Below are 20,278 nucleotides of genomic sequence, written 5' to 3'. Positions count from 1 at the left end.
GGTGGGAATGACGGCCCGGCCTTGGCGACCGGGGTTGGACAAGGGGTCAACGACGTTTGTTGCGGGCGGCGCGGGTGCGCCCCAGTTCGCGCTGCTTGGCTTTCTCCCGGTCGCTGGCACCGGCCAATGGATCGAACGGGTTCCTGCCGGAGCGAAACTCGAAGCGGATCGGCGTGCCCTTGACCTTGAGCACCTTGCGGAAGGTGTTGGTCAAGAAGCGCTTGTAGGCCTCGGGCAGGGCCTCGGTCTGGTTGCCATGGACGACGATGATCGGCGGATTGCTGCCGCCCTGGTGGGCCATGCGCAGCTTGATCCGTCGGCCGTGGACCAACGGCGGCGGGTGCTGGCTGACGGCATCCTGCAGCAGGGTGGTGAGCCGGTTGGTCGACCAGTGGCTGTTGGCCGAGGCGAAGGCGCGCTCGATCGAGGGATAGAGGTCGCCGACAGCGGTGCCGTGCAGCGCCGAGATGAAGTGCAGCTCGGCATAGTCGGCGAAGCCCAGGCGGCGCTTGATCTCGGCGCGCATCTTCTCCTTGGCCTCCTGTTCCAGGCCGTCCCACTTGTTCACCGCCAGCACCAGCGCGCGACCGGTGGTCAACACGTAGTCGAGCAGGTGCAGGTCCTGCTCCACCAGGCCGCTGCGAGCATCGAGCACCATGATCGCGACGTGGCACTCCTTGATCGCCTCCAGCGTCTTGATGATCGAGAACTTTTCAGCGATCTCGCTGACGTTCTTGCGTCGCCGCACGCCGGCCGTATCGATCAGCACGTAGGGCTTGCCGCGGCGCTCGAAGGGGATCTCGATGGCGTCGCGGGTGGTGCCGGCTTCGTCGAAGACCACCACCCGCTCCTCGCCGAGCAGGCGGTTGACCAGGGTCGACTTGCCGACGTTGGGCCGGCCGATGACGCCGATGCGGATGCCCTTGGTGCCGGTATCCGCCGGAATGCTCAGGTCGCGCTCGGGGAAGGGGGCAAGCACTTCCTCGATCAGGCTGGTGACGTTGCGGCCGTGGGCCGCGGCGATGGGACGGGGGTCGCCCAGGCCCAGGGTCCAGAAGTCGGCCATGGCCGAGTGCTCTTCCAGGCCGTCGGTCTTGTTGACGACGAGCCAGGTCTTCTTCTGGTTGACCCGCAGGTGGTTGGCGATGGCCTCGTCGGCTACCTGCAGGCCGGCCCGGGCGTCGACCATGAACAGCACGATGTCGGCTTCGTCGATGGCCGCCAACGACTGCTCGGCCATGGCGGCATCGATACCCTCCTCGTCGCCGCTGATGCCGCCGGTATCGATCACCGTATAGGCCTTGTCGCCGAGCATGCCGTTACCGTACTTGCGGTCGCGGGTGAGGCCGGGGAAATCCGCCACCAGGGCATCGCGGCTACGAGTCAGGCGGTTGAACAAGGTCGACTTGCCCACGTTGGGGCGGCCGACCAGGGCAATCACGGGTGTCATCGATTGACTTCCAGGGCCTCGAGGCGACCGTCGTTGGCCAGCACGTAGATGCGGCGGGAATCGGTGACCGGGCGCAGGCTGATGCCGGAGCCGTCGATCTTCGTCCGTGCCGAGAAACGGCCGTCCTGGGTGTCGATCAGGTGCAGGTAGCCCTCGAAGTCACCCAGCACCAGGTTGCCATCGGCGAAGGCGGGGGCGGTCAGCCAGCGGCCCTCGAGGTCGCGGTTGCGCCACAGCTCTTCGCCGCTGCGCGCATCGAAGGCGATCACGTGGCTGGCTTCGTTGACCGCGAAGAGGCGGTCGCCAACCAGCACCGGCGTGTGGTAGCCGGAGTGCTCGCGCTCCCACAGGACCTCGCCGCTGGGCGCTTCCAGTGCCACCAGGCGACCGTTGTAGCTGGTCACGAAAAGCCGCCCGTCGGGGGTCAGCACCGGCTGTCCACCCAGGTCGACCATGCGATCGATCTCGCTGCGTCCGCGCGGCACGGCGATGCGTCGCTCCCATAGCGGCTGGCCGTTGCGGTTGTCCAGCGTGACCAGGCGACCGTTGGCGAAGCCGGCGAAGGTGACCGGGTCGATCACCATGGGGGTGCCGGTGCCGCGTAGGGTGAGGGCGGGCTCGGTGGTGGTATGTACCCAGCGCTCACGTCCGCTGAGCCGGTCCAGCGCCGTCACGGTGCCGTCCACGCTCTGCACGATGAGCAGTTGCTGGTTGGGCTGCGGCGGAGCGAGCACTTCGCTGGAGACTCGGGTGCGCCAGCTGACGTCGCCGTCGGCCTGGCTCAGCGCCAGCACCTCGCCGTTGCGGGTACCGAGATAGACCTGCCCGGCCACGGCGGTCAGGCCGCTGGAGACGCCGACCTCGAGGTCGATCTGCCAGCGACGCTCGCCGCTCTGAGCCTCCACCGCCATGACCCGGCCGCGCTCGTCGGCGGCATAGATCACGCCGCCATCCAGCGATGGCGTGATGGGGTAGGTGGCCCGTCCGAGCCCTTTGCCGACCTGTTGGCGCCAGTCGCTTTCAAGCTCGACGCGAGCGTCGAAGCGCTTGAGCTCCTTGGGGCTGTAGCGCGGCTCCGCCTTGTTGGCACAGCCGGCCAACAGGCCAAGGGCCAGGGTCGCCGTCAGGGCGAGGTTGAACTTGCGTGCGAGTGTCATCTTCATAGCATGGCCTCTTCGGCACCCAGGTCGTCGAGCTTCAGCTGGACGCCATAGATCGGCTGGTTACGTTGTTCGGCGACCGCGAGAGCCTCTTGCCAAGCCTGGCGGGCTTCGTCGTCGCGGCCCAGGGCACGCAGCGCATCGCCGCGCACGTCGGCCTGCTGGGCGGTCAGGGAGGCGGGTACGTCTCGCGCCAGGGTATCGAGCGCGGCCTCGGCCTCGCCGTCGGCCACCTGCAGCCGGGCCAGGCGCAGACGGGCCAAGCCCTGAACGTAGGGACGGCCGCTGGCTTCGATCACGCCCTCGAGCGCCTGACGGGCCGCGTCCAGGTCGCCCTCTTCCACGGCGAGGCTGGCGTCGATCAGGCGTGCCAGGTCGGCGTAGAGCGTGCGGCCGTGTTGATCGGTGATCTCGCTGATCAGGCCGCGGGCCTCATCGACGTTGTCACTGTCGGCCAGGCTGACCAGCTGCTGATAGCGCATCGAGGCCGCTTCCGCCTGGTTGTCCTGATAGCTCTGCCAGGCATTCCAGCCCACCACGCCGGCGATGGCGATGGCGACTCCGGCGATCAGCGACGTGCCGTTCTCCTTCCACCAACGCTTGATGGCTTCCAGCTGCTCTTCTTCGGTTCTCAGCTCCGCCACGGGCGGTCTCCTTTACACAGCAAAATGCGGTTCGTTCAGGCGCACTCGTCCACCAGCGAAGTGAGCGCCTCGGCCAGGGCATCCTGGGCCAGGCTCAGCTGATCGCGCTCCTCGCGCAGGAATTTCAGCGTCACGCGGCCGTGGGCCAGTTCATCCTCGCCCAGCAGCAGCGCCAGCCGAGCGCCGCTGCGGTCGGCCTTCTTGATGCGGCTCTTGAAGCTGCCGCCGCCACAGTGCAGCTGCAGGCGCAGGTCGGGTAACTCGCTGCGGATTCTTTCGGCGAGCAGCATGGCCTGGGCGGTGGCGCCATCATCCATGGGCAGCACGTAGAGGTCCAGTTCGTCGAGCGCGGCTTCGGGCACGAGCTCCAAGGTCTCGAGCAGCAGAATCAGGCGCTCGATGCCCATGGCGAAGCCCACCGCGGGGGTCGGCTTGCCGCCGAGCTGCTCGACCAGGCCGTCGTAGCGGCCGCCGGCACACACGGTGCCCTGGCTACCCAGCGCGGTGGTGGTCCACTCGAACACGGTGCGACAGTAGTAGTCGAGGCCGCGTACCAGGCGTGGGTTGATGACATAGTCGATGCCGGCGGCCTCGAGCAGGGCGGTGAGTTGCTCGAAGTGCTCGCGCGAGGCGTCGTCGAGATGATCCATCAGCCGGGGCGCGTCGGCCAGCATCGGCGCCATGTCGGGGTTCTTGGAGTCGAGGATACGCAGCGGATTGCTCGTGAGGCGGCGCAGCGAGTCCTCGTCGAGCTGGTCACGATGCTGCTCGAAGTAGGCTACCAGCTTGTCGCGGTAGGCGGCGCGGGCCTCGTTGGAGCCCAGCGAGTTGAGCTCCAGGGTGACATGTTCGATGAGCCCCAGTTCTTGCCACAGGCGGGCGGAGAGCAGGATCACCTCGGCGTCGATGTCAGGCCCTTCCAGGCCGAAGGTTTCCAGGCCGACCTGATGGAACTGCCGGTAGCGGCCCTTCTGCGGGCGCTCGTGACGAAACATCGGACCCTGGTACCACAACCGCTGGGTCTGGTTGTGCAGCAGGCCGTGCTCCATGGCCGCGCGCACGCAGCTCGCCGTACCCTCGGGGCGCAGAGTGAGGCTGTCGCCGTTGCGATCGTCGAAGGTGTACATCTCCTTCTCGACGATATCGGTGACCTCGCCGATGGAGCGTGCGAACAGGGCGGTCTGCTCGACGATGGGCGTGCGGATCTCGGCGTAGCCGTAGCGCTTCATCAGCGCCTGGACGGTACCTTCGAAATATTGCCACCGGGCCGACTGGCCCGGCAGCAGGTCGTTCATGCCACGAATGGCCTGGATCTTCTTCTTGCGACTTTCGGGCTTGCTCAACGGGGGCTCCTTGATGGTCGACGGCCGCTCAGGCCTCGCGGGCGATCACGTTCTTTTCGGCCTGCTCCTTCTCGCGTACCTTCTCGCGGATCAGGGACTCGAGATCGTCGACCAGGCGATCGTTACGCAGCTTGGAGGCCGGCTTGCCGTCGATGTAGACGAGGTTGGCGGGACTGCCGCCAGTGAGGCCGATGTCGCTCTCCTTGGCCTCGCCGGGGCCGTTGACGACGCAGCCGATCACCGAGACGTCGAGAGGCGTCATGATGTCCTCGAGGCGCTCCTCGAGGGCGTTCATGGTACCGATGACGTCGAAATTCTGGCGCGAGCAGCTGGGGCAGGCGATGAAATTGATGCCCTTGCTGCGCAGACGCAGGCTCTTGAGCATGTCGTAGCCGACCTTGACCTCTTCCACCGGGTCGGCGGCGAGCGATACGCGTATCGTGTCGCCGATGCCGTCCATCAGCAGCATGCCCAGGCCGATGGAGGACTTGACGGTACCCGAACGCAGCCCGCCGGCCTCGGTGATGCCGAGGTGCAAGGGTTGCTCGATCAGCCCAGCCAGCTGGCGGTAGGCGGCCACGGCCATGAACACGTCGCTGGCCTTGACGCTGACCTTGTACTCCTGGAAGTCGAGGCGGTCGAGATGGTCGATATGGCGCATCGCCGATTCCACCAGTGCTTCCGGCGTTGGCTCGCCGTACTTGCGCTGCAGCTCCTTCTCCAGCGAGCCGGCGTTGACGCCGATGCGGATCGGGATGCCATTGTCGCGAGCGGCGGCGACCACGGCGCGTACGCGTTCCTCCTTGCCGATGTTACCGGGGTTGATGCGCAGGCAGTCGACGCCGAGCTCGGCGACGCGCAGGGCGATCTTGTAGTCGAAGTGAATGTCGGCCACCAGCGGCACGTTGACCTGACGCTTGATGCGGCCGAAGGCCTCGGCGGCGTCCATGGTCGGCACCGAGACACGCACGATGTCGGCACCGGCGGCCTCCAGCCGTTCGATCTGCGCCACGGTGGCGGCGACGTCCAGCGTGTCGGTGTTGGTCATGCTCTGCACCGAGATCGGGGCATCACCCCCGACCGGCACCTTGCCGACATGGATCTGACGCGACTTGCGACGAACGATGGGCGACGGGGAATGCATAGGTATCACTCTCCCAAGGTGAATCGGGCGACGTTGTTGGCCCCGGCGCGAGCGGAGAGGTCGACGCGTTCGCCGGCCCAACTCAGCTCGACGCCGGTGGCATTGCCGATGGTCAGGCGGAACGGGGGCTCCCCTTCGACGGTTGCCGTGGTGCCAGGTTCCTGGAGACCGACGAAAACACGCCGATTGTTGGCGTCGAAGATCTCGGTCCACGATTGCTCGTTGAAGGTCAACTGCAGCACGGTGCGATCGGCGGGCGGTGCTGTCTCGGCGACCTCCGGCTCCTCTTCGACCGTGTTCGGCTGCTCCGCGGGCGCCTCGACGCTGGTCTCGCCCTGCGTGACCGGTGTTTCCTCGACCATGCCTGCGATCAGCTCGGCGCCGGTCGGGTCGACTTCGCTGGCCGGTGCCGGGGTCTCGCCATCGAGCGGATCGATGCCTTCCTCGGGAAGCGGCGGCAAGGCGTCCTCTACCTCGGGGGCCGGCTCTTCCTCGATGGTGGTGGTGCCGTCCAGCGTTTCGACCGAGACCGGACCGCTGGCGTCGACGGCGGGCGGCTCGTTGCCATCGCGGCTCTGCCACCACACCAGGGTCAGGCCGATCAGGCCGGCGATGACCAGCAGTGTGACCAGCTTGAACAGCCAGGCGCCGATGCGCGACGGCGGCTTGGTCACCTGAACCGGCGTCACCCGCTGCTCGTTCTCCTGGCTGCCGAAGCGATCGGCGTAGGCCTGCAGCACGGGGCGGTCGTCCATGCCCAGCAGGCGGGCATAGGCGCGCAGGTAGCCACGGCGATAGGTGGCCACCGGTACCTGCTCGTAGCTGTCCTCCTCCATGCCGGTGACGACGGCGGGGCGGAGGTTCAATGCCGTGGCGACTTCCTCTCGGCTCAGCCCTTGCGTTTCGCGCTCACGGCGCAGCAGCTCCCCGGGAGAGGCCGAGGATGTGAAGCCGACGGCATCGATGTCTTGATTGTCGCTCATGGCTGAGCATCCTTCGTCTAAAGTCGTTGATCAGGGTGCGTCACGTTGCGTATCGGCGCCGGGGGTGACGGTCGTGTCCAGTCTGCTGGCGGCGATCTGCTGGGCCAACGCCCGGGCGTTGGGCGTCATGCCGGCAAGCCCGACGAAGATCTCCAGCTGCTGCTGGGCGCGCTCCGGGTTGCCCTGCTCCAGTTCCAGCGCAGCGAGGGTGAAGTAGCTTCTCGGGTCGCGCGGGTCGAGGCTGCGGGCCCGCGCCAGGCTCTGGCGTGCCTGCTCGATCTCGCCGAGTTCCCATCGGCACTGTCCCAGGTTGGCGAACAGCTGAGCGCGGTTGGCGTAGCGGACATCCTGGGAGGCCAGCTCGAGCTGTTCGCAGGCGCGACGTGCCTGGCCCTGTTCGTAGAGAAAGGCGGCATAGTTGTTGCGCGCCCGGCTGTTATCCGGGTCGGCCGCGATGGCCTGCTGAAACATCCGCTCGGCCTGCTCCCGTTCACCCTGGCGCTGGTAGACGATGGCCATGGCCTGTAGCGCCTCGGGATCCTCGGGGTCGCGTTCCAGGGCGCGGTTGAGTGCCGTCATGGCGCGTGGCAGATTGCCGCGCTCGAGGTAGGCCATGCCCAGCTCTGTGAAGGCCTCGGCCGGGTCCGCGTCGACCTGCTGCCCGGACTGGCTGGCGCAGCCGGAGAGCCACAACGCCACGACCGCCATCGCGACCAGCGGCATGCGTCGGCTTGGCAGATTGGGGGAGCGCGTCATGACATCCTCATGGTCGGGCCTTGTCGTACTGTCGTTGTCTGGCGTGCCTGGCGCCCGAGTGGCGCGGGCCAGGGACAAAAAAAGCCTGTCCATCAAAGCGCCGTGACGGGTTGAAGTCAAGGCGACCCCCGCTTCAGTCGGCGTCGATCTGGATCGAGCGGATGTAGCGCTCATGGCGCCGGGTGCGGTCCTTCACCCGGCCGACCAGCTGGCCGCAGGCGGCATCGATGTCGTCGCCGCGGGTGCTGCGGATCGGTGCCGTGTATCCCAGTTCGTAGAGCCACTGCTGGAAACGCATCACCTGGTTGCGCGACGGCTTCTCGTAGCCGGAGTGGGGGAAGGGGTTGAACGGGATCAGGTTGATCTTGCACGGCAGTTCGCGCAGCAGTTCGGCGAGCTGGCGGGCGTGCTCCTGCTGATCGTTGACGTCCTTGATCACCGTGTACTCGATGGTGATCATGCGCGTGTCGTCGCACTTGGCCAGGTAGCGCTGGCAGGCGTCCAGCAGGGTACGGATATTGTACTTGCGGTTGAGCGGCACCAGTTCGCTGCGCAGTTCGTCGGTGGCGGCGTGCAGCGAGATGGCCAGGCTCACATCGAGCTCGTCGCCCAGCCGATCGAGCATCGGGACCACGCCCGAGGTAGACAGGGTCACGCGGCGCTTGGAGAGCCCATAGCCGTTGTCGTCGAGCATCAGCTTCATCGCCGGCACGACGTTGTCGTAGTTCATCAGCGGTTCGCCCATGCCCATCATCACCACGTTGGTGACGGGACGATTGGCGGTATCCTTGCGCGGCCCCACGCTGCGCTGGGCGACCCACACCTGACCGATGATTTCGGCGGCGGTGAGATTGCGCTGGAAGCCCTGCTTGCCGGTGGAGCAGAAGCTGCAGTCGAGCGAGCAGCCGACCTGGGACGAAACGCACAGGGTGCGGCGCTTGCCGTTGTCGGCGGGGATCAGCACCGTCTCCACATAGCTGCCGTCCTCCACTTCCAGCACCCACTTGCGGGTGCCGTCGCTTGACGTGCCCTCGTAGACCACCCCGGGGCCGCGAATTTCGGCCACCTCGGCGAGTCGTTGGCGCAACGCCTTGGAGAGGTTGGTCATGGAGGCGAAGTCGTCGCAGCCCTCGTGATGAATCCACTTCATCACCTGGGCGGCACGGAACTTCTTCTCGCCGATGGAGAGGAAGAACTCTTCCATCTCTTCACGGGTCATGCCGAGCAGGTTGCTACGTTGGGCGGTGGTGGCGGTCATGATTTCACGCAGGTCGGGGCGGGACGAGAGCGGGGGCAGGAGCGCCCCCGCGAAATGCCGGCTGGCCGGGAGTGGTTCAGCGCGGGCAGATTTCGTCGCTGTTGAAGAAATAGGCCACTTCACGTTCGGCGGAAGCCGGCGAGTCGGAGCCGTGCACGGCGTTGGCGTCGATGGTCTCGGCGAAGTCGGCGCGGATGGTACCCGGGGCGGCTTCCTTGGGGTTGGTGGCGCCCATCAGGTCACGGTTCTTGGCGATGGCATCGTCGCCTTCCAGCACCTGCACCACCACCGGGCCCGAGGTCATGAAACCCACCAGATCCTTGAAGAAAGGGCGCTCCTTGTGCTCGGCGTAGAAGCCGCCGGCCTGCTCTTCGGAGAGCTGCAGCATCTTGGCGGCGATCACCTTGAGACCGGCTTTCTCGAAGCGGGAGATGATCTCGCCGATGGCATTCTTGGCGACGGCGTCGGGCTTGATGATGGAAAGGGTGCGTTCGGTTGCCATGTGGCCTGTCTCCGTTGACATGGGTAGGTGATAGCGCCACGCCGTACCCACCCGCAGGCGGGTCGGTACGGCGTGGCGCTACGGATCTAGATGCGTTCGTCCCCGCGAGCCGGGAATGCCGCACGCGGCGCGTCAGCGCGAGAAATCTGTGGGCGCAGAGTATACCGCTGCCGACGGTCGTTGAACAATCGTCATCCCTGCGGAAAGAAACGCTGCACAAGTCGGCGAGCGGAGTGAAGCGGCTAGGTTCGTTCCCGACGAACCATCGCACTTCCCACACCCCTGTGGGTCGCAAGGCGCACGCAGCGCAGCGATTTGCCCGCGCAGACTCTTGTGCAGTCGTTCTTCAGACGGTGAAGCTCTCGCCGCACCCACACTGGTCCTTGACGTTGGGGTTGTTGAAGCGGAAGAAGCGGTTGAGCCCCTCCGATACGTAATCGACTTCGCTGCCATCGAGCATGGGCAGCGCTTCTGGGGTGACGAAGACGGTGACGCCGTGCTCCTTGAAGACCGCGTCATCATTGGCGGCCTCGTCGGCGAAGTCGAGCACGTAGCTGTAGCCGGAGCAGCCGCTGGGCTTGACCGAGACACGCAGGCCCAGGCCGTGGCCGCGTTCCTCCAGCACTCGCTGGATCTGCTCGGCGGCGTTGGTGGTGATTGAAAGGTGCGCCATGTGCATTCTCCTGCAGCGAAAGTGGCTGGGCGACGACTAGCGTCGCAGGCCCGGAAGGGCATGACGAAGCGCTTCGAGCGCCGCATCGATATCGGCCTCGGTGGTGAAGCGGCCGAAACTGAAGCGTAGCGAGGCCAGAGCCAGCGAGCGCGGTACGCCGATGCCCTTCAATACATAGGATGGCTCGACGCTGGCGGAATTGCATGCCGAGCCGGTCGATACGGCAACGCTGCGCAGCGCCATCAGCAGCGACTCGCCATCCACTCCCTCGAAGGCCAGGTTGAGAATATTGGGCACCGCCACCTCGATGGCGGTATTGCGGTGTATCCCGTCCAGCTCCGACAGTCCGTCGAGCAGACGGTTCCGCAGCGTCAGGATGCGCGCCTGGTCGGCTTCGCCCTCGGCTGCGGCCAGGTGGAAGGCTTCGCCCATGCCGACGATCTGGTGGGTGGCCAGGGTGCCGGAGCGCATGCCGCGCTCATGCCCGCCGCCGTGGATCAGCGGCTCGATGCGCAGGTCCGGGCTGCGTCGCACGTAAAGCGCGCCGATACCCTTGGGACCGTAGACCTTGTGCCCCGAGAGCGACATCAGATCGACGCCCAGACGGCCTACGTCGAGGTCGATGCGCCCGACGCCCTGGGCGGCATCGACATGGAACGTTGCACCACCGGCATGAGCGACCTCGGCCAGTGCCGCCAGGTCGTGGATGCAACCCAGTTCGTTATTCACCGCCATCAGCGACACCAGCACGGTATCGGAGCGCATCGCCTCGCGCAGCTGCGCGGGGCTGATGCGACCGTCGCGTCCCGGTTGCAGCCAGGTCACCTCGAAGCCTTCCTGTTCGAGCGCCGTGGCGGTATCCACCACTGCCTTGTGCTCGATGACGGAGGTCACCAGATGGCGGCCGCGCTCACGGTTGGCACGCATGAAGCCGATCAATGCCAGATTGTCGGCTTCGGTCGCGCCGCTGGTCCATACGATCTCGCGTGGGTCAGCCGCGATCAGGTCGGCGACCTGGCGGCGTGCGCTCTCCACCGCCTGCTCCGCCTGCCAGCCGAGCATGTGGCTGCGCGAAGCGGGATTGGCGAAGGTGCCGTCCACAGTGAGATAGCGGCTCATCGCCTCGGCGACCCGGGGATCGACCGGGGTGGTGGCGGCATAGTCGAGATAAACGAGGGCGCTCATGGTCTCGCGAAGATCTCCAATCTGTTCCTCGGCCGGCATCAAGGCGAGGAGGTCAGGATGGTATTGTCGTCGTGGCGACTGCGCTGGCGCGCGGCGATGCGGCGCACGTCGCCGTGCTCGACCAACTGGCCGAGGGTAATGCCGTCGAGGAAGCCGCGGATCTGCTCGGAGAGGTCGCACCAGAGGTGATGGGTCAGGCAGGTATCGCCCTGCTGACAATCCGACAGTCCCTGGCAGCGAGTGGCGTCGACCGATTCGTCGACGGCGGCGATTACCCGTGACACCGAGATCTCGGCCGCCGGCAACGCCAGCAGGTAGCCGCCGCCCGGGCCGCGTACGCTGTTGACCAGTCCGGCGCGGCGCAGGCGGGCGAAGAGCTGCTCCAGATAAGGCAGGGAGATTTCCTGGCGGCGCGAAATATCGGCCAGGCAGGTAGGTCCCTTGTCAGCGTTCAGGGCCAGGTCGAGCATTGCGGTGACGGCGTAGCGTCCCTTGGTAGTCAAACGCATGGCAGGCTCTTCAGGCGCATCGGGAAGCCTTCCTCGGGCCTGCGAAACGGGGCCGGGAGGTCAGCAAGCACTCGCCGCTGGCAGCGAGCCGTGGATCGATTCGCCATTATGGTAAAGCCTGAGTGCAGAGGTCAACCATTCCCCCGCGGCGGCTCCGAGCCGCCTTGATCTCGGTCATGTTCGCTGCCGGCGCCGCCGGTGGGGCCGCAGCAGGCATCGACATCGGACAGAATGTCGGCAAAGTCCTCGTCGCGCAGTTCGGGCAGCTTGCCTTCGCGATAGCTGGCGTCGAGCTTGCGCAGGGTGCCGCACATGCGCTCGATGCGCTCGTCCACGGCGTGCATGTGATCGAGCATGGCCTGGATCGAGCGCGCCACCGGGTCGGGCATGTCCTCGCTCACGCCGTAGGCGTCGAAGCCGAACTTGCGGCGCATCGCTTCACGGCGCTCGGGGTCGACCTCGAGCGCCTCGGCGATATCGGGATCGGTACGCTTGACGATCTTGCCGGGGATGCCGACTACCGTGGCGCCGGCGGGCACCTCCTTGGTCACTACCGCATTGGAGCCGACCTTGGCGCCGGCACCGACGCTGAACGGGCCGAGGATCTTGGCGCCGGCGCCGACGATGACGCCATCCTCCAGGGTGGGGTGGCGTTTGCCCTTGTGCCAACTGGTGCCGCCCAGCGTCACGCCCTGGTAGAGCGTGACGTCGTCGCCCACCTCGGCGGTCTCGCCGATCACCACGCCCATGCCGTGGTCGATGAAGAAGCGCCGGCCGATCTTCGCCCCAGGATGAATCTCGATGCCGGTGAGCCAGCGCGAGAAGGTCGACAGGGTGCGGGCCAGCCACTTGAGCTGCTTTTGCCACAGCCAGTGGGCGAGCCGGTGCAGCAGCAGCGCATGCAGTCCTGGATAGTTGGTGAGCACTTCCAGAAAGTTGCGTGCCGCCGGGTCGCGGGCGAATACGCTATTGATGTCCTCGCGCAGTCGTTGAAACATGCAGCGGTCCTTGGTCAAGGAGGGGCGGCCTGGGTGGCGGGAGAGCCTTCACGTAACAGTTTGATCATATGGGGACGCAACGGGCAACGTTCAAGGCGTCATCATTCGGCCGAGTGGTTAGGGTCGCGGTCCGCGCTGCCGTGGCAACAAGCTTGCTCGTCGGCTGGTGCCCCCCGGGTATCCGCCTCGTGCGTGGCGGCGCCCTTTTCCGTGGCCGACAGGATGCCACGCAGGATGTTGAGTTCCATGCGCTCGGGACGGGCGCGCAGGGTGAAGCGGCGCAGGCGTGCCATCAGCTGGCGCGGCGTGGCGGGGTCGTGGAAGCCGATGGCGATCAGCGTCCGCTCGAGGTGGGCGAAGTAGTGTTCCAGCTCCTCGTGGCTGGCCAGCGGCTCGTCGTCCTCACCGGCTGCGTTGTCGTCGGCGTCGAGCGATGCCAGGCGGCATTCATAGGCCAACACCTGGACCGCGGCGGCCAGATTGAGCGAGCTGAAGTCGGGGTTGGTGGGGATATGCACGTGGGCGTGGCAGCGCTGCAGCTCGGCATTCGAGAGGCCGCTGTCCTCGCGACCGAAGACCAGCGCTACCCGCGAAGCGGGCCCGGACAACTCCTGCGGCAGACGCTCGCCCAGGGCGCGCGGTGTAATCATCGGCCACGGCAGGGTGCGCGAGCGGGCGCTGGCTCCCACGGCCAGCGTGCAGTCGGCCACGGCTTCTTCCAGGGTCTCCACGACCCGGGCCGCATGCACGATGTGGTCGGCCCCGGAGGCCCGCGAGATGCTCTCGCTGGTCAGGGGTTCGCAACGCGGCGCGACCAGGGCCAGGTCGGCAAGCCCCATGTTATGCATGGCGCGGGCGGCGGCGCCGATATTGCCGGGATGGCTGGTGCCGATCAGCACGATGCGTATGCGGTCGAGCATGGAACTGCCTCTGCCGTTGACGTGGTCCGGGATGGTCAGGGGGAGTCTACCATGTCGAGGCGTGGCAATGGCGCCGGTGGCGCGACTCTGCTAGGATGCGCGCCATGCGTGCGACCGCGCACGCCGCGTTCGATCCGATTTCGCGCTCGAACCTGTCCGTTCTTTAACATCACCGACGCTCCAAGGCCCGATCATGCATCCGATGGTCCAATTCGCCCTGCGTGCCACGCGCAGCGCCGCCGAACAGTTCCTGCGCATCCGTGAGCGCATCGAGAACGCTCACGAGGAACACAACCTCGAGCGACTGCTCGAGGACACTGCCCGCAATGCCGAAACGCTGATCGTGCGTCAGCTCAACCGCGGCTATCCCCAGCACGGGGTCGCCGGTCGCTTCACGCCCCACCGCGCCGGGGAAGGCGAAGGACGCGATGTCGAATGGCGCATCGAGCCCTTTCATGGCTACTCCAGCCTGGAGGTCGCCGGCAGCGGCTTCGCCCTGTCGGTGCTGTGCCTGGTGAAGGGACGTCCGGAGCATGCGGTGGTGATCTGCCCCTTCAGTGACAACGAATACCTGGCCAGTCGCGGTCGTGGTGCGCAGCACAACGGCAAGCGAATCCGCGTGCCCAAGGCCAGCGCCATTCCCGGCACCCGGGTGGCCATGAGCCTGCCCGAGAGCTGGCAGCGCTCCCGCCATCTGCCCGCCTACCTGACCCTGATCCAGCAGTTGGCCCCCCAGGTCGAGACCCAGGTGGCCAGCGGCAGCGGCCTGCTCGACATGGCCGAGCTGGCCGCAGGCCGTGTCGACGCCGCCTTCGTGCTGGGGCTGGAGGAGCAGGACCGCCTGGTCGGCAGCCTGTTGCTCAAGGAGGCCGGTGCCCTGATGGGCACGCCCGACGGTCAGCCCAGCCTGGAGACCGAGGGGCAACTGATGGCCGCCGGGCCGCGCCTGTACAAGGCATTGGTGCAGCAGCTCAAGCCGCACTTCTAAGCCTCGGTCGCCCTGAAACGACACCGTCCCCGCAGCGCTGCTGCGGGGGCGGTTTGCGTTGCGTGCTCCTGATGCCGAAAAGGCATCGGAGCGCGACAAGTCATGGGGCCTGCCTAGGGAAGCTGCTCCTCCTCCTCGTCCATTTCCTTCTTGGGTGGAATCAGATCCTTGCGCTCCAGGTGCACGGTGAGCAACAGGGCCGAGGCCACATAGATGGAGGAGAAGGTGCCCACCACGATGCCGAGAATCAGGGCGATCGAGAAGTAGCGGATCATGTCGCCGCCGAGGATCAGCAGTGCCAGCAGCACCAGCAGGGTGGTGCCGGAGGTTGCCAGCGTGCGTGACAGGGTGAGGTTGATCGCCTCGTTGAAGATCGCCCGCATGTCGTCGATGCGCGAGGTGCGGATCGACTCGCGGATGCGATCGTAGACGACGATGGTGTCGTTGAGCGAGTAGCCGATTACCGCCAGCAGGGCCGCCAGTACGGTCAGGTCGAACTCGAGCTGGAACAGCGCGAAGACGCCGACCACGATGATCACATCGTGCATCAACGCAAGCAGCGCGCCGATGGCGAACTTGTACTGGAAGCGGAAGGCGACGTAGAGCATCACGATGCCTAGGGCCACCAGAAGTCCCAGGCCGCTCTGGTCGCGCAGCTGTTCGCCGACCTGGGCGCCGACGAACTCGGCACGCACCAGCTCCACGCTATCGCCTTGCGCACGCAGCAGCTGGACCACGCGGTCGCCGACATCGGCGTCGAAGGCCTGTTGCAGTCGGATCAGTACCTCATTGGAGGCGCCGAAGGTCTGCACCGAGACGTCACGGAACTCGGCGGCCTCGAGGGTTTGGCGTACCGCATCCAGCGAGGGCGCCGCGGCGTAGCGGACCTCGACCAGGGTGCCGCCGGTGAAATCGAGGCCCAGATTGAGCTGCTGGAATAGCAGCGCGGCGATCGACACCAGGATCATCAGGCCGGAGAGCGCAAAGGCGATCCGGCGCTTGCCCATGAAGTCGAACTGTCGGTTGACGAGGGTCTTCATAACCACCTCAAGTTGGTGAGCCTTAGATCCAGAGCTTCTTGACCGGCTTGCCGCCGTAGGTCAGGTTCACCATCGCACGCGTCACCATCAGGGCGGTGAACAGCGAGGTGAGGATCCCCAGCGACAGGGTCACGGCGAAGCCCTTGACCGGGCCGGTACCGATCGAGAACAGAATGACCGCTACCAGCAGGGTGGTGATGTTGGCATCGACAATCGAGCTGAAGGCGCGTTCGTAGCCGGCATGGATCGCCTGCTGCACCGAGAGGCCGCTGCGCAGCTCCTCGCGTATGCGCTCGAAGATCAGCACGTTGGCGTCCACCGCCATGCCCAGCGTCAGCACGATGCCGGCGATGCCGGGCAGCGTCAGGGTGGCGCCGAGCAGCGACATGGCGGCCACCAGCAGGGTCAGGTTCAGTGCCAGGGCGACGTTGGCGAAGATGCCGAATACCCGGTAGCGGATCAACATGAACAGCACCACCAGCAGCAGGCCGATCTGCACCGACATCAGGCCGCGCTCGATGTTCTCGGCGCCGAGGCTCGGGCCGATGGTGCGCTCCTGGACGAAGTAGATGGGGGCGGCCAGCGAGCCGGAGCGCAGCAGCAGGGCGAGCTCCGCCGCCTCGGTGGGCGAATCGAGCCCGGTGATGCGGAAGCTGTTGCCCAGGGCACTCTGGATGGTGGCCAGGCTGATCAGGCCGCGTTCGGTGTAGGGCTCGCGAACTGTGACTTCCTCGCCGTTCTCCATCACCGTGCGGTCGCGGGTCTTGTGCTCGATGAACAGCACCGCCATGTTGCGCCCGATGTTGGTGCGCGTGGCGCGGTTCATCAGCGTGCCGCCGGTGCCGTCCAGGTTGATGTTGACCTGTGGGCGGCCGTTCTCGTCGAAGCTGCGACTGGCGCTGGAGACGCTGTCACCGGTGATGATGACGTCGCGCATCAGGTCGGCGGTGCGGTTGGGGTCGTTGCGGAAGGTGAACGTCTCGGTCTCGGCGTCCGGGGTATCCGGGCGCGCCTCGAGGCGGAACTCCAGGTTGGCGGTGGCGCCCACCACACGCTTGGCGGCCACGGTGTCCTGCACGCCGGGCAGCTCGACCACGATGCGATCGGGGCCCTGACGTTGCACCAGCGGTTCCGCCACGCCCAGCTCGTTGACCCGGTTGCGCAGGGTCGTGAGGTTCTGGTTGATGGCGTAGTCCTGGATCTCGGCCACCGCCTGCTCGGTCAGCGTCATTACCAGCAGTGAGGCGCGGCCATCCTGCTCGCTGCGGTATTCGAAGTCGCGGAACTCGCGACTGATCAGCCGGCGCGCGCTGTCGCGATCCTCTTCGCTGGCGAAGGTGATGGTCAGGGCGCGGTCATCGATGTCGGTGCCCCGGTAGCGGAGGCGCTCGCTGCGCAGCTGCTCGCGCATGGCGCTGGCATTGACCTCGAGGCGCTGCTGGACGGCAGCCTCCATGTCCACTTCGAGCAGGAAGTGCACGCCACCGCGCAGGTCCAGGCCCAGGGTCATGGGGGAGGCGGCCAGGCTCTGCAGCCAGGCGGGGGTGGATTCGGCGAGGTTGAGCGCGACGACGAAATCGTCGCCGAGCTGCTCGGCGACCAGATCGCGGGTGCGCAGCTGGTGGTCGGGGTCGTCGAGGCGAATCAGCACGCTGGTCGTATCGCGCTCGATGGCCTTGATGTCGATGCCGGCGTCGCGAAGGGATTGCTGGACGCGCTCGAGCTGTGTCTCATCGAGGGTGGAGTCGCCCTGGTCGCTGCTGATCTGAACCGCCGGGTCTTCGGGGTAGAGATTGGGCAGCGAGTAGAGCAGGCCGACGAGCAGCACGATGAGTATCAGCAGATACTTCCACAGGGGATAACGGTTGAGCATGGGAGCCCTGCCTAGGTTGCGTAAAGAAGGCTACGGGACGGCAGTGCGGACAAGCGCCCTATCCGTGGGGAAAGGGGCCTGGCCGCCATGCGGCCCTCGCCGTTACCCGGCCCGGAGAAGGGCCGCCGGCAAGGGCGAGGAGCATCGACGTCAGATGGACTTGATGGTGCCCTTGGGCAGCACGTTGGCCACGGCGTTCTTCTGTACGTTGACTTCGGTATTGTCGGCGATTTCCAGGGTGAGGAACTCGTCTCCCACCTTGGTGATGCGACCCACCAGGCCGCCGCCGATCACCACCTCGTCGCCCTTGGACAGGCCACCGACCAGCTCGCGGTGCTGCTTGGCGCGCTTGGACTGGGGGCGCCACAGCAGGAAATAGAAGATCAGCACGAAGCCGACCAGCATGACGATCTGGGCGATGCCGCCGCCCGCGGCGCCGGCGTCCTGGGCCATGGCCGGGGAGATGAAGAAATCCAGCATGAGAAGCGTCTCTCCTGAGAAGGTAAGTTGGGTCGCGAATGAGCTAGTCGTTGACGGCCGGTGGCGCTTGGCCTGCTACCACCGGCCGGCTGTCAATCGGGTGCGTCAGGTACCGGCAGCCCCCGCTGCGCATAGTAGCCTGCCACGAAGTCAGCCAATGTACCCGCTTCGATGGCACCGCGCAAACCGGCCATCAGGCGCTGATAATAACGCAAGTTGTGGATCGTATTGAGCATCGAGCCGAGCATTTCGCCACAGCGATCCAGGTGATGCAGGTAGCCGCGGGAGAAGTGCTGACAGGTGTAGCAGTCGCAGTCGTCTTCCAGCGGGCGGGTGTCGTGGCGATGCTTGGCGTTGCGGATCTTGATCGTTCCCTCGGCGGTGAAGAGGTGGCCGTTGCGGGCGTTGCGCGTGGGCATCACGCAGTCGAACATGTCGACGCCGCGGCGCACGCCCTCGACCAGGTCTTCGGGCTTGCCTACCCCCATCAGGTAGCGCGGCTTGTCCTCGGGCATCCAGGTCGGCAGGTAGTCGAGCACCTTGATCATCTCCTCCTTGGGTTCGCCCACGGAGAGACCGCCGATGGCCAGACCGTCGAAGCCGATCTCCAGCAGGCCCTCCAGCGAACGACGACGCAGCTCGGGATACATGCCGCCCTGGATGATGCCGAACAGTGCCGAGGGCGAGCTGCCGTGAGCCTCGCGGGAGCGCTTGGCCCAGCGCAGCGAACGCTCCATGGAGAACTCGGCCTCCTTTTCGGTAGCCGGGTAGGGCGTGCATTCGTCGAAGATCATCACCACGTCGGAGCCCAGCGAGCGCTGCACGGCCATTGACTCCTCGGGGCCCATGAATACCTTGGCGCCATCCACCGGCGAGCGGAAATGCACACCCTCCTCGGTGATCTTGCGCATCTCGCCCAGCGAGAAGACCTGGAAGCCGCCGGAATCGGTGAGGATCGGCTTGTGCCACTGGGCGAAGTCGTGCAGGTCGCCGTGAGCCTCGATCACTTCGGTGCCCGGGCGCAGCCACAGGTGAAAAGTATTGCCGAGGATGATCTCGGCGCCGATTTCTTCCACCGAAGCGGGCGTCATGCCCTTGACCGTGCCGTAGGTGCCAACCGGCATGAAGGCCGGTGTCTCCACGGTGCCTCGGGGGAAGGTGAGGCGGCCGCGGCGCGCCCGGCCATCGCTGGCCAGCCGCTCGAAGGACATGAAGCATTCGTTGCGCATGAAACTCTCTTCTTTCGGCAAGGCGTCGCGACGGCGGACGTCTCGCGGGTCAGCAGTTCTTTTGGGTCAGCAGCGCTTGCGGGTCAACAGCATGGCGTCGCCATAGCTGAAGAAGGCATAGCGTTCGGCTACCGCTTCGCGATAGGCCGCCATGATCGTCTCGTAGCCGGCGAATGAGGCGACCAGCATCAGCAGGGTCGACTCGGGCAGGTGGAAGTTGGTGATTAGACCGTCCACGCAGTGCCACTCGTAGCCGGGAAAGATATAGATGTCGGTCTCGCCGCTGTAGGGTGCGATGCTGCCGTCGGCGCTCTTGGCACAGGCGCTCTCCAGGCAGCGCACGCTGGTGGTGCCCACCGCGATCACCCGTCGACCTGCCGCCTGGGCGGCGCGCACCTTGGCACAGGCCGCCTCGGTCACTTCGATCCACTCGCTGTGCATCTGGTGTTCGCGAATGTCGTCGGCACGCACCGGCTGGAAGGTGCCGGCGCCCACGTGCAGGGTGACGAAGGCACTTTCGACGCCCATCGCCGCCAGGCGCTCCAGCAGCGGCTCGTCGAAGTGCAGACCGGCGGTGGGAGCCGCCACGGCGCCGTCGCGACGGGCATAGACGGTCTGGTAGCGGTCGCGGTCGGCGAGTTCGTCGGCACGGTCGATATAGGGCGGCAGCGGCATGTGGCCGTGACGCTCCAGCAGCTCGATCAACGGCGTCTCGCCGAGGAAGCGCAATTCGAACAGCGCCTCGCGGCGGCCCTCGACCACGGCGCGAACGTCGCCTTCGAAGATCAGCTCGGTGCCGGGCTTGGGCGACTTGCTGGAGCGAAGATGGGCCAGGCCGCGGTGGGCGTCCAGCGGGCGCTCCAGCAGCATCTCCACCTTGCCGCCGCTGGCCTTGTGGCCGTGCAGTCGCGCCGGGATCACCCGGGTGTCGTTGAACACCAGCAGGTCGCCGGGCTCTAGCAGTTCCACCAGGTCAGTGAAGCGGCGATGGGCCAGCTCGCCACTCTCGCCGTTCACGCACAGCAGGCGACAGTCGCTGCGCCGCTCGGAGGGGTAGCGGGCGATCAGCTCCTCGGGAAGCTCATAGTGGAAGTCGGCGCGCTGCATGCAGGTCGGGTCCGCGAATAGGTCGATACGGGCGGC

General features: G+C 66.4%; 20 protein-coding genes. 1 reads left to right on the top strand and 19 read right to left on the bottom strand.

Annotated features, from left to right (window positions below; translation table 11 throughout):
- Nucleotides 1-46: 46 nt before the first annotated feature.
- The 14 genes from der to trmJ form a co-directional block, all read right to left on the bottom strand.
- Nucleotides 47-1,450 carry a ribosome biogenesis GTPase Der gene (gene der / locus HNO53_RS18015; protein WP_209474019.1) on the bottom strand — a complete coding sequence of 468 codons (1,404 nt, stop codon included), beginning with the start codon at nucleotides 1,448-1,450 and terminating at the stop codon, nucleotides 47-49.
- A complete protein-coding gene (gene bamB / locus HNO53_RS18010) occupies nucleotides 1,447-2,613 on the bottom strand; it encodes an outer membrane protein assembly factor BamB (protein ID WP_209474017.1) in 1,167 nt (388 codons plus the stop codon). Before bamB ends, der begins: the two co-directional genes overlap by 4 nt.
- Entirely contained in the window at nucleotides 2,610-3,254 is a 645-nt protein-coding gene (locus HNO53_RS18005; RefSeq protein ID WP_209474015.1) for a YfgM family protein, read from the bottom strand. Before HNO53_RS18005 ends, bamB begins: the two co-directional genes overlap by 4 nt.
- Before the next feature lie 35 nt (nucleotides 3,255-3,289).
- A complete protein-coding gene (hisS, locus tag HNO53_RS18000) occupies nucleotides 3,290-4,597 on the bottom strand; it encodes a histidine--tRNA ligase (protein WP_275951351.1) in 1,308 nt (435 codons plus the stop codon).
- Nucleotides 4,598-4,625: 28 nt separating this feature from the next.
- The gene (ispG, locus tag HNO53_RS17995; RefSeq protein WP_209474013.1) at nucleotides 4,626-5,741 is read right to left on the bottom strand and encodes a flavodoxin-dependent (E)-4-hydroxy-3-methylbut-2-enyl-diphosphate synthase; all 1,116 of its coding nucleotides are present in this window, start codon (nucleotides 5,739-5,741) and stop codon (nucleotides 4,626-4,628) included.
- A 5-nt stretch (nucleotides 5,742-5,746) separates the two neighbouring features.
- Nucleotides 5,747-6,724 carry a RodZ domain-containing protein gene (locus HNO53_RS17990; protein ID WP_209474011.1) on the bottom strand — a complete coding sequence of 326 codons (978 nt, stop codon included), beginning with the start codon at nucleotides 6,722-6,724 and terminating at the stop codon, nucleotides 5,747-5,749.
- Nucleotides 6,725-6,754: 30 nt separating this feature from the next.
- Entirely contained in the window at nucleotides 6,755-7,480 is a 726-nt protein-coding gene (pilW, locus tag HNO53_RS17985; protein WP_209474010.1) for a type IV pilus biogenesis/stability protein PilW, read from the bottom strand.
- Between the two features lie 133 nt (nucleotides 7,481-7,613).
- The gene (gene rlmN / locus HNO53_RS17980) at nucleotides 7,614-8,738 is read right to left on the bottom strand and encodes a dual-specificity RNA methyltransferase RlmN (RefSeq protein ID WP_209474008.1); all 1,125 of its coding nucleotides are present in this window, start codon (nucleotides 8,736-8,738) and stop codon (nucleotides 7,614-7,616) included.
- Between the two features lie 76 nt (nucleotides 8,739-8,814).
- A complete protein-coding gene (ndk, locus tag HNO53_RS17975; RefSeq protein WP_209474006.1) occupies nucleotides 8,815-9,240 on the bottom strand; it encodes a nucleoside-diphosphate kinase in 426 nt (141 codons plus the stop codon).
- A 346-nt stretch (nucleotides 9,241-9,586) separates the two neighbouring features.
- On the bottom strand, nucleotides 9,587-9,913 hold the full coding sequence (locus HNO53_RS17970; RefSeq protein WP_209474004.1) for a HesB/IscA family protein: 327 nt from the start codon (nucleotides 9,911-9,913) through the stop codon (nucleotides 9,587-9,589).
- 36 nt (nucleotides 9,914-9,949) lie between these two features.
- Complete coding sequence (locus HNO53_RS17965; RefSeq protein ID WP_209474002.1) at nucleotides 9,950-11,098, bottom strand: aminotransferase class V-fold PLP-dependent enzyme; 1,149 nt, start codon at nucleotides 11,096-11,098, stop codon at nucleotides 9,950-9,952.
- Between the two features lie 38 nt (nucleotides 11,099-11,136).
- A complete protein-coding gene (gene iscR, locus HNO53_RS17960; RefSeq protein ID WP_209474000.1) occupies nucleotides 11,137-11,607 on the bottom strand; it encodes a Fe-S cluster assembly transcriptional regulator IscR in 471 nt (156 codons plus the stop codon).
- A gap of 131 nt (nucleotides 11,608-11,738) precedes the next feature.
- The gene (gene cysE / locus HNO53_RS17955; protein ID WP_209473998.1) at nucleotides 11,739-12,605 is read right to left on the bottom strand and encodes a serine O-acetyltransferase; all 867 of its coding nucleotides are present in this window, start codon (nucleotides 12,603-12,605) and stop codon (nucleotides 11,739-11,741) included.
- Nucleotides 12,606-12,706: 101 nt separating this feature from the next.
- Nucleotides 12,707-13,525 (bottom strand): tRNA (cytosine(32)/uridine(32)-2'-O)-methyltransferase TrmJ, encoded by an 819-nt coding sequence (gene trmJ, locus HNO53_RS17950; RefSeq protein ID WP_242597466.1) that lies wholly within the window; start codon nucleotides 13,523-13,525, stop codon nucleotides 12,707-12,709.
- Between the two features lie 193 nt (nucleotides 13,526-13,718).
- On the opposite strand from trmJ, the gene HNO53_RS17945 reads away from it, so the two are divergent.
- Nucleotides 13,719-14,513, top strand: a complete 795-nt coding sequence (locus HNO53_RS17945; RefSeq protein ID WP_209473996.1) for an inositol monophosphatase family protein — start codon at nucleotides 13,719-13,721, stop codon at nucleotides 14,511-14,513.
- A gap of 113 nt (nucleotides 14,514-14,626) precedes the next feature.
- On the opposite strand, the gene secF is transcribed toward HNO53_RS17945, so the two are convergent.
- The 5 genes from secF to queA all read right to left on the bottom strand — a co-directional run bounded on the left by secF (nucleotide 14,627) and on the right by queA (nucleotide 20,242).
- Nucleotides 14,627-15,553, bottom strand: coding sequence for a protein translocase subunit SecF (gene secF / locus HNO53_RS17940; protein WP_209473994.1), 927 nt, complete (start codon nucleotides 15,551-15,553; stop codon nucleotides 14,627-14,629).
- A gap of 22 nt (nucleotides 15,554-15,575) precedes the next feature.
- Nucleotides 15,576-17,426 carry a protein translocase subunit SecD gene (gene secD, locus HNO53_RS17935; protein ID WP_209473992.1) on the bottom strand — a complete coding sequence of 617 codons (1,851 nt, stop codon included), beginning with the start codon at nucleotides 17,424-17,426 and terminating at the stop codon, nucleotides 15,576-15,578.
- A 150-nt stretch (nucleotides 17,427-17,576) separates the two neighbouring features.
- Nucleotides 17,577-17,906 (bottom strand): preprotein translocase subunit YajC, encoded by a 330-nt coding sequence (gene yajC, locus HNO53_RS17930; protein WP_197448524.1) that lies wholly within the window; start codon nucleotides 17,904-17,906, stop codon nucleotides 17,577-17,579.
- A 92-nt stretch (nucleotides 17,907-17,998) separates the two neighbouring features.
- Nucleotides 17,999-19,117 (bottom strand): tRNA guanosine(34) transglycosylase Tgt, encoded by a 1,119-nt coding sequence (gene tgt / locus HNO53_RS17925; protein ID WP_209478706.1) that lies wholly within the window; start codon nucleotides 19,115-19,117, stop codon nucleotides 17,999-18,001.
- An 84-nt stretch (nucleotides 19,118-19,201) separates the two neighbouring features.
- A complete protein-coding gene (gene queA / locus HNO53_RS17920; RefSeq protein ID WP_209473990.1) occupies nucleotides 19,202-20,242 on the bottom strand; it encodes a tRNA preQ1(34) S-adenosylmethionine ribosyltransferase-isomerase QueA in 1,041 nt (346 codons plus the stop codon).
- Between the last annotated feature and the right edge of the window lie 36 nt (nucleotides 20,243-20,278).

It is taken from the genome of Billgrantia antri, assembly GCF_017868935.1.
GTDB classification, from domain to species: Bacteria; Pseudomonadota; Gammaproteobacteria; order Pseudomonadales; family Halomonadaceae; genus Halomonas; species Halomonas antri.
The sequence above is the reverse complement of the archived record's forward strand: the minus strand, read 5'-3'. Positions and strand labels throughout refer to the sequence as shown.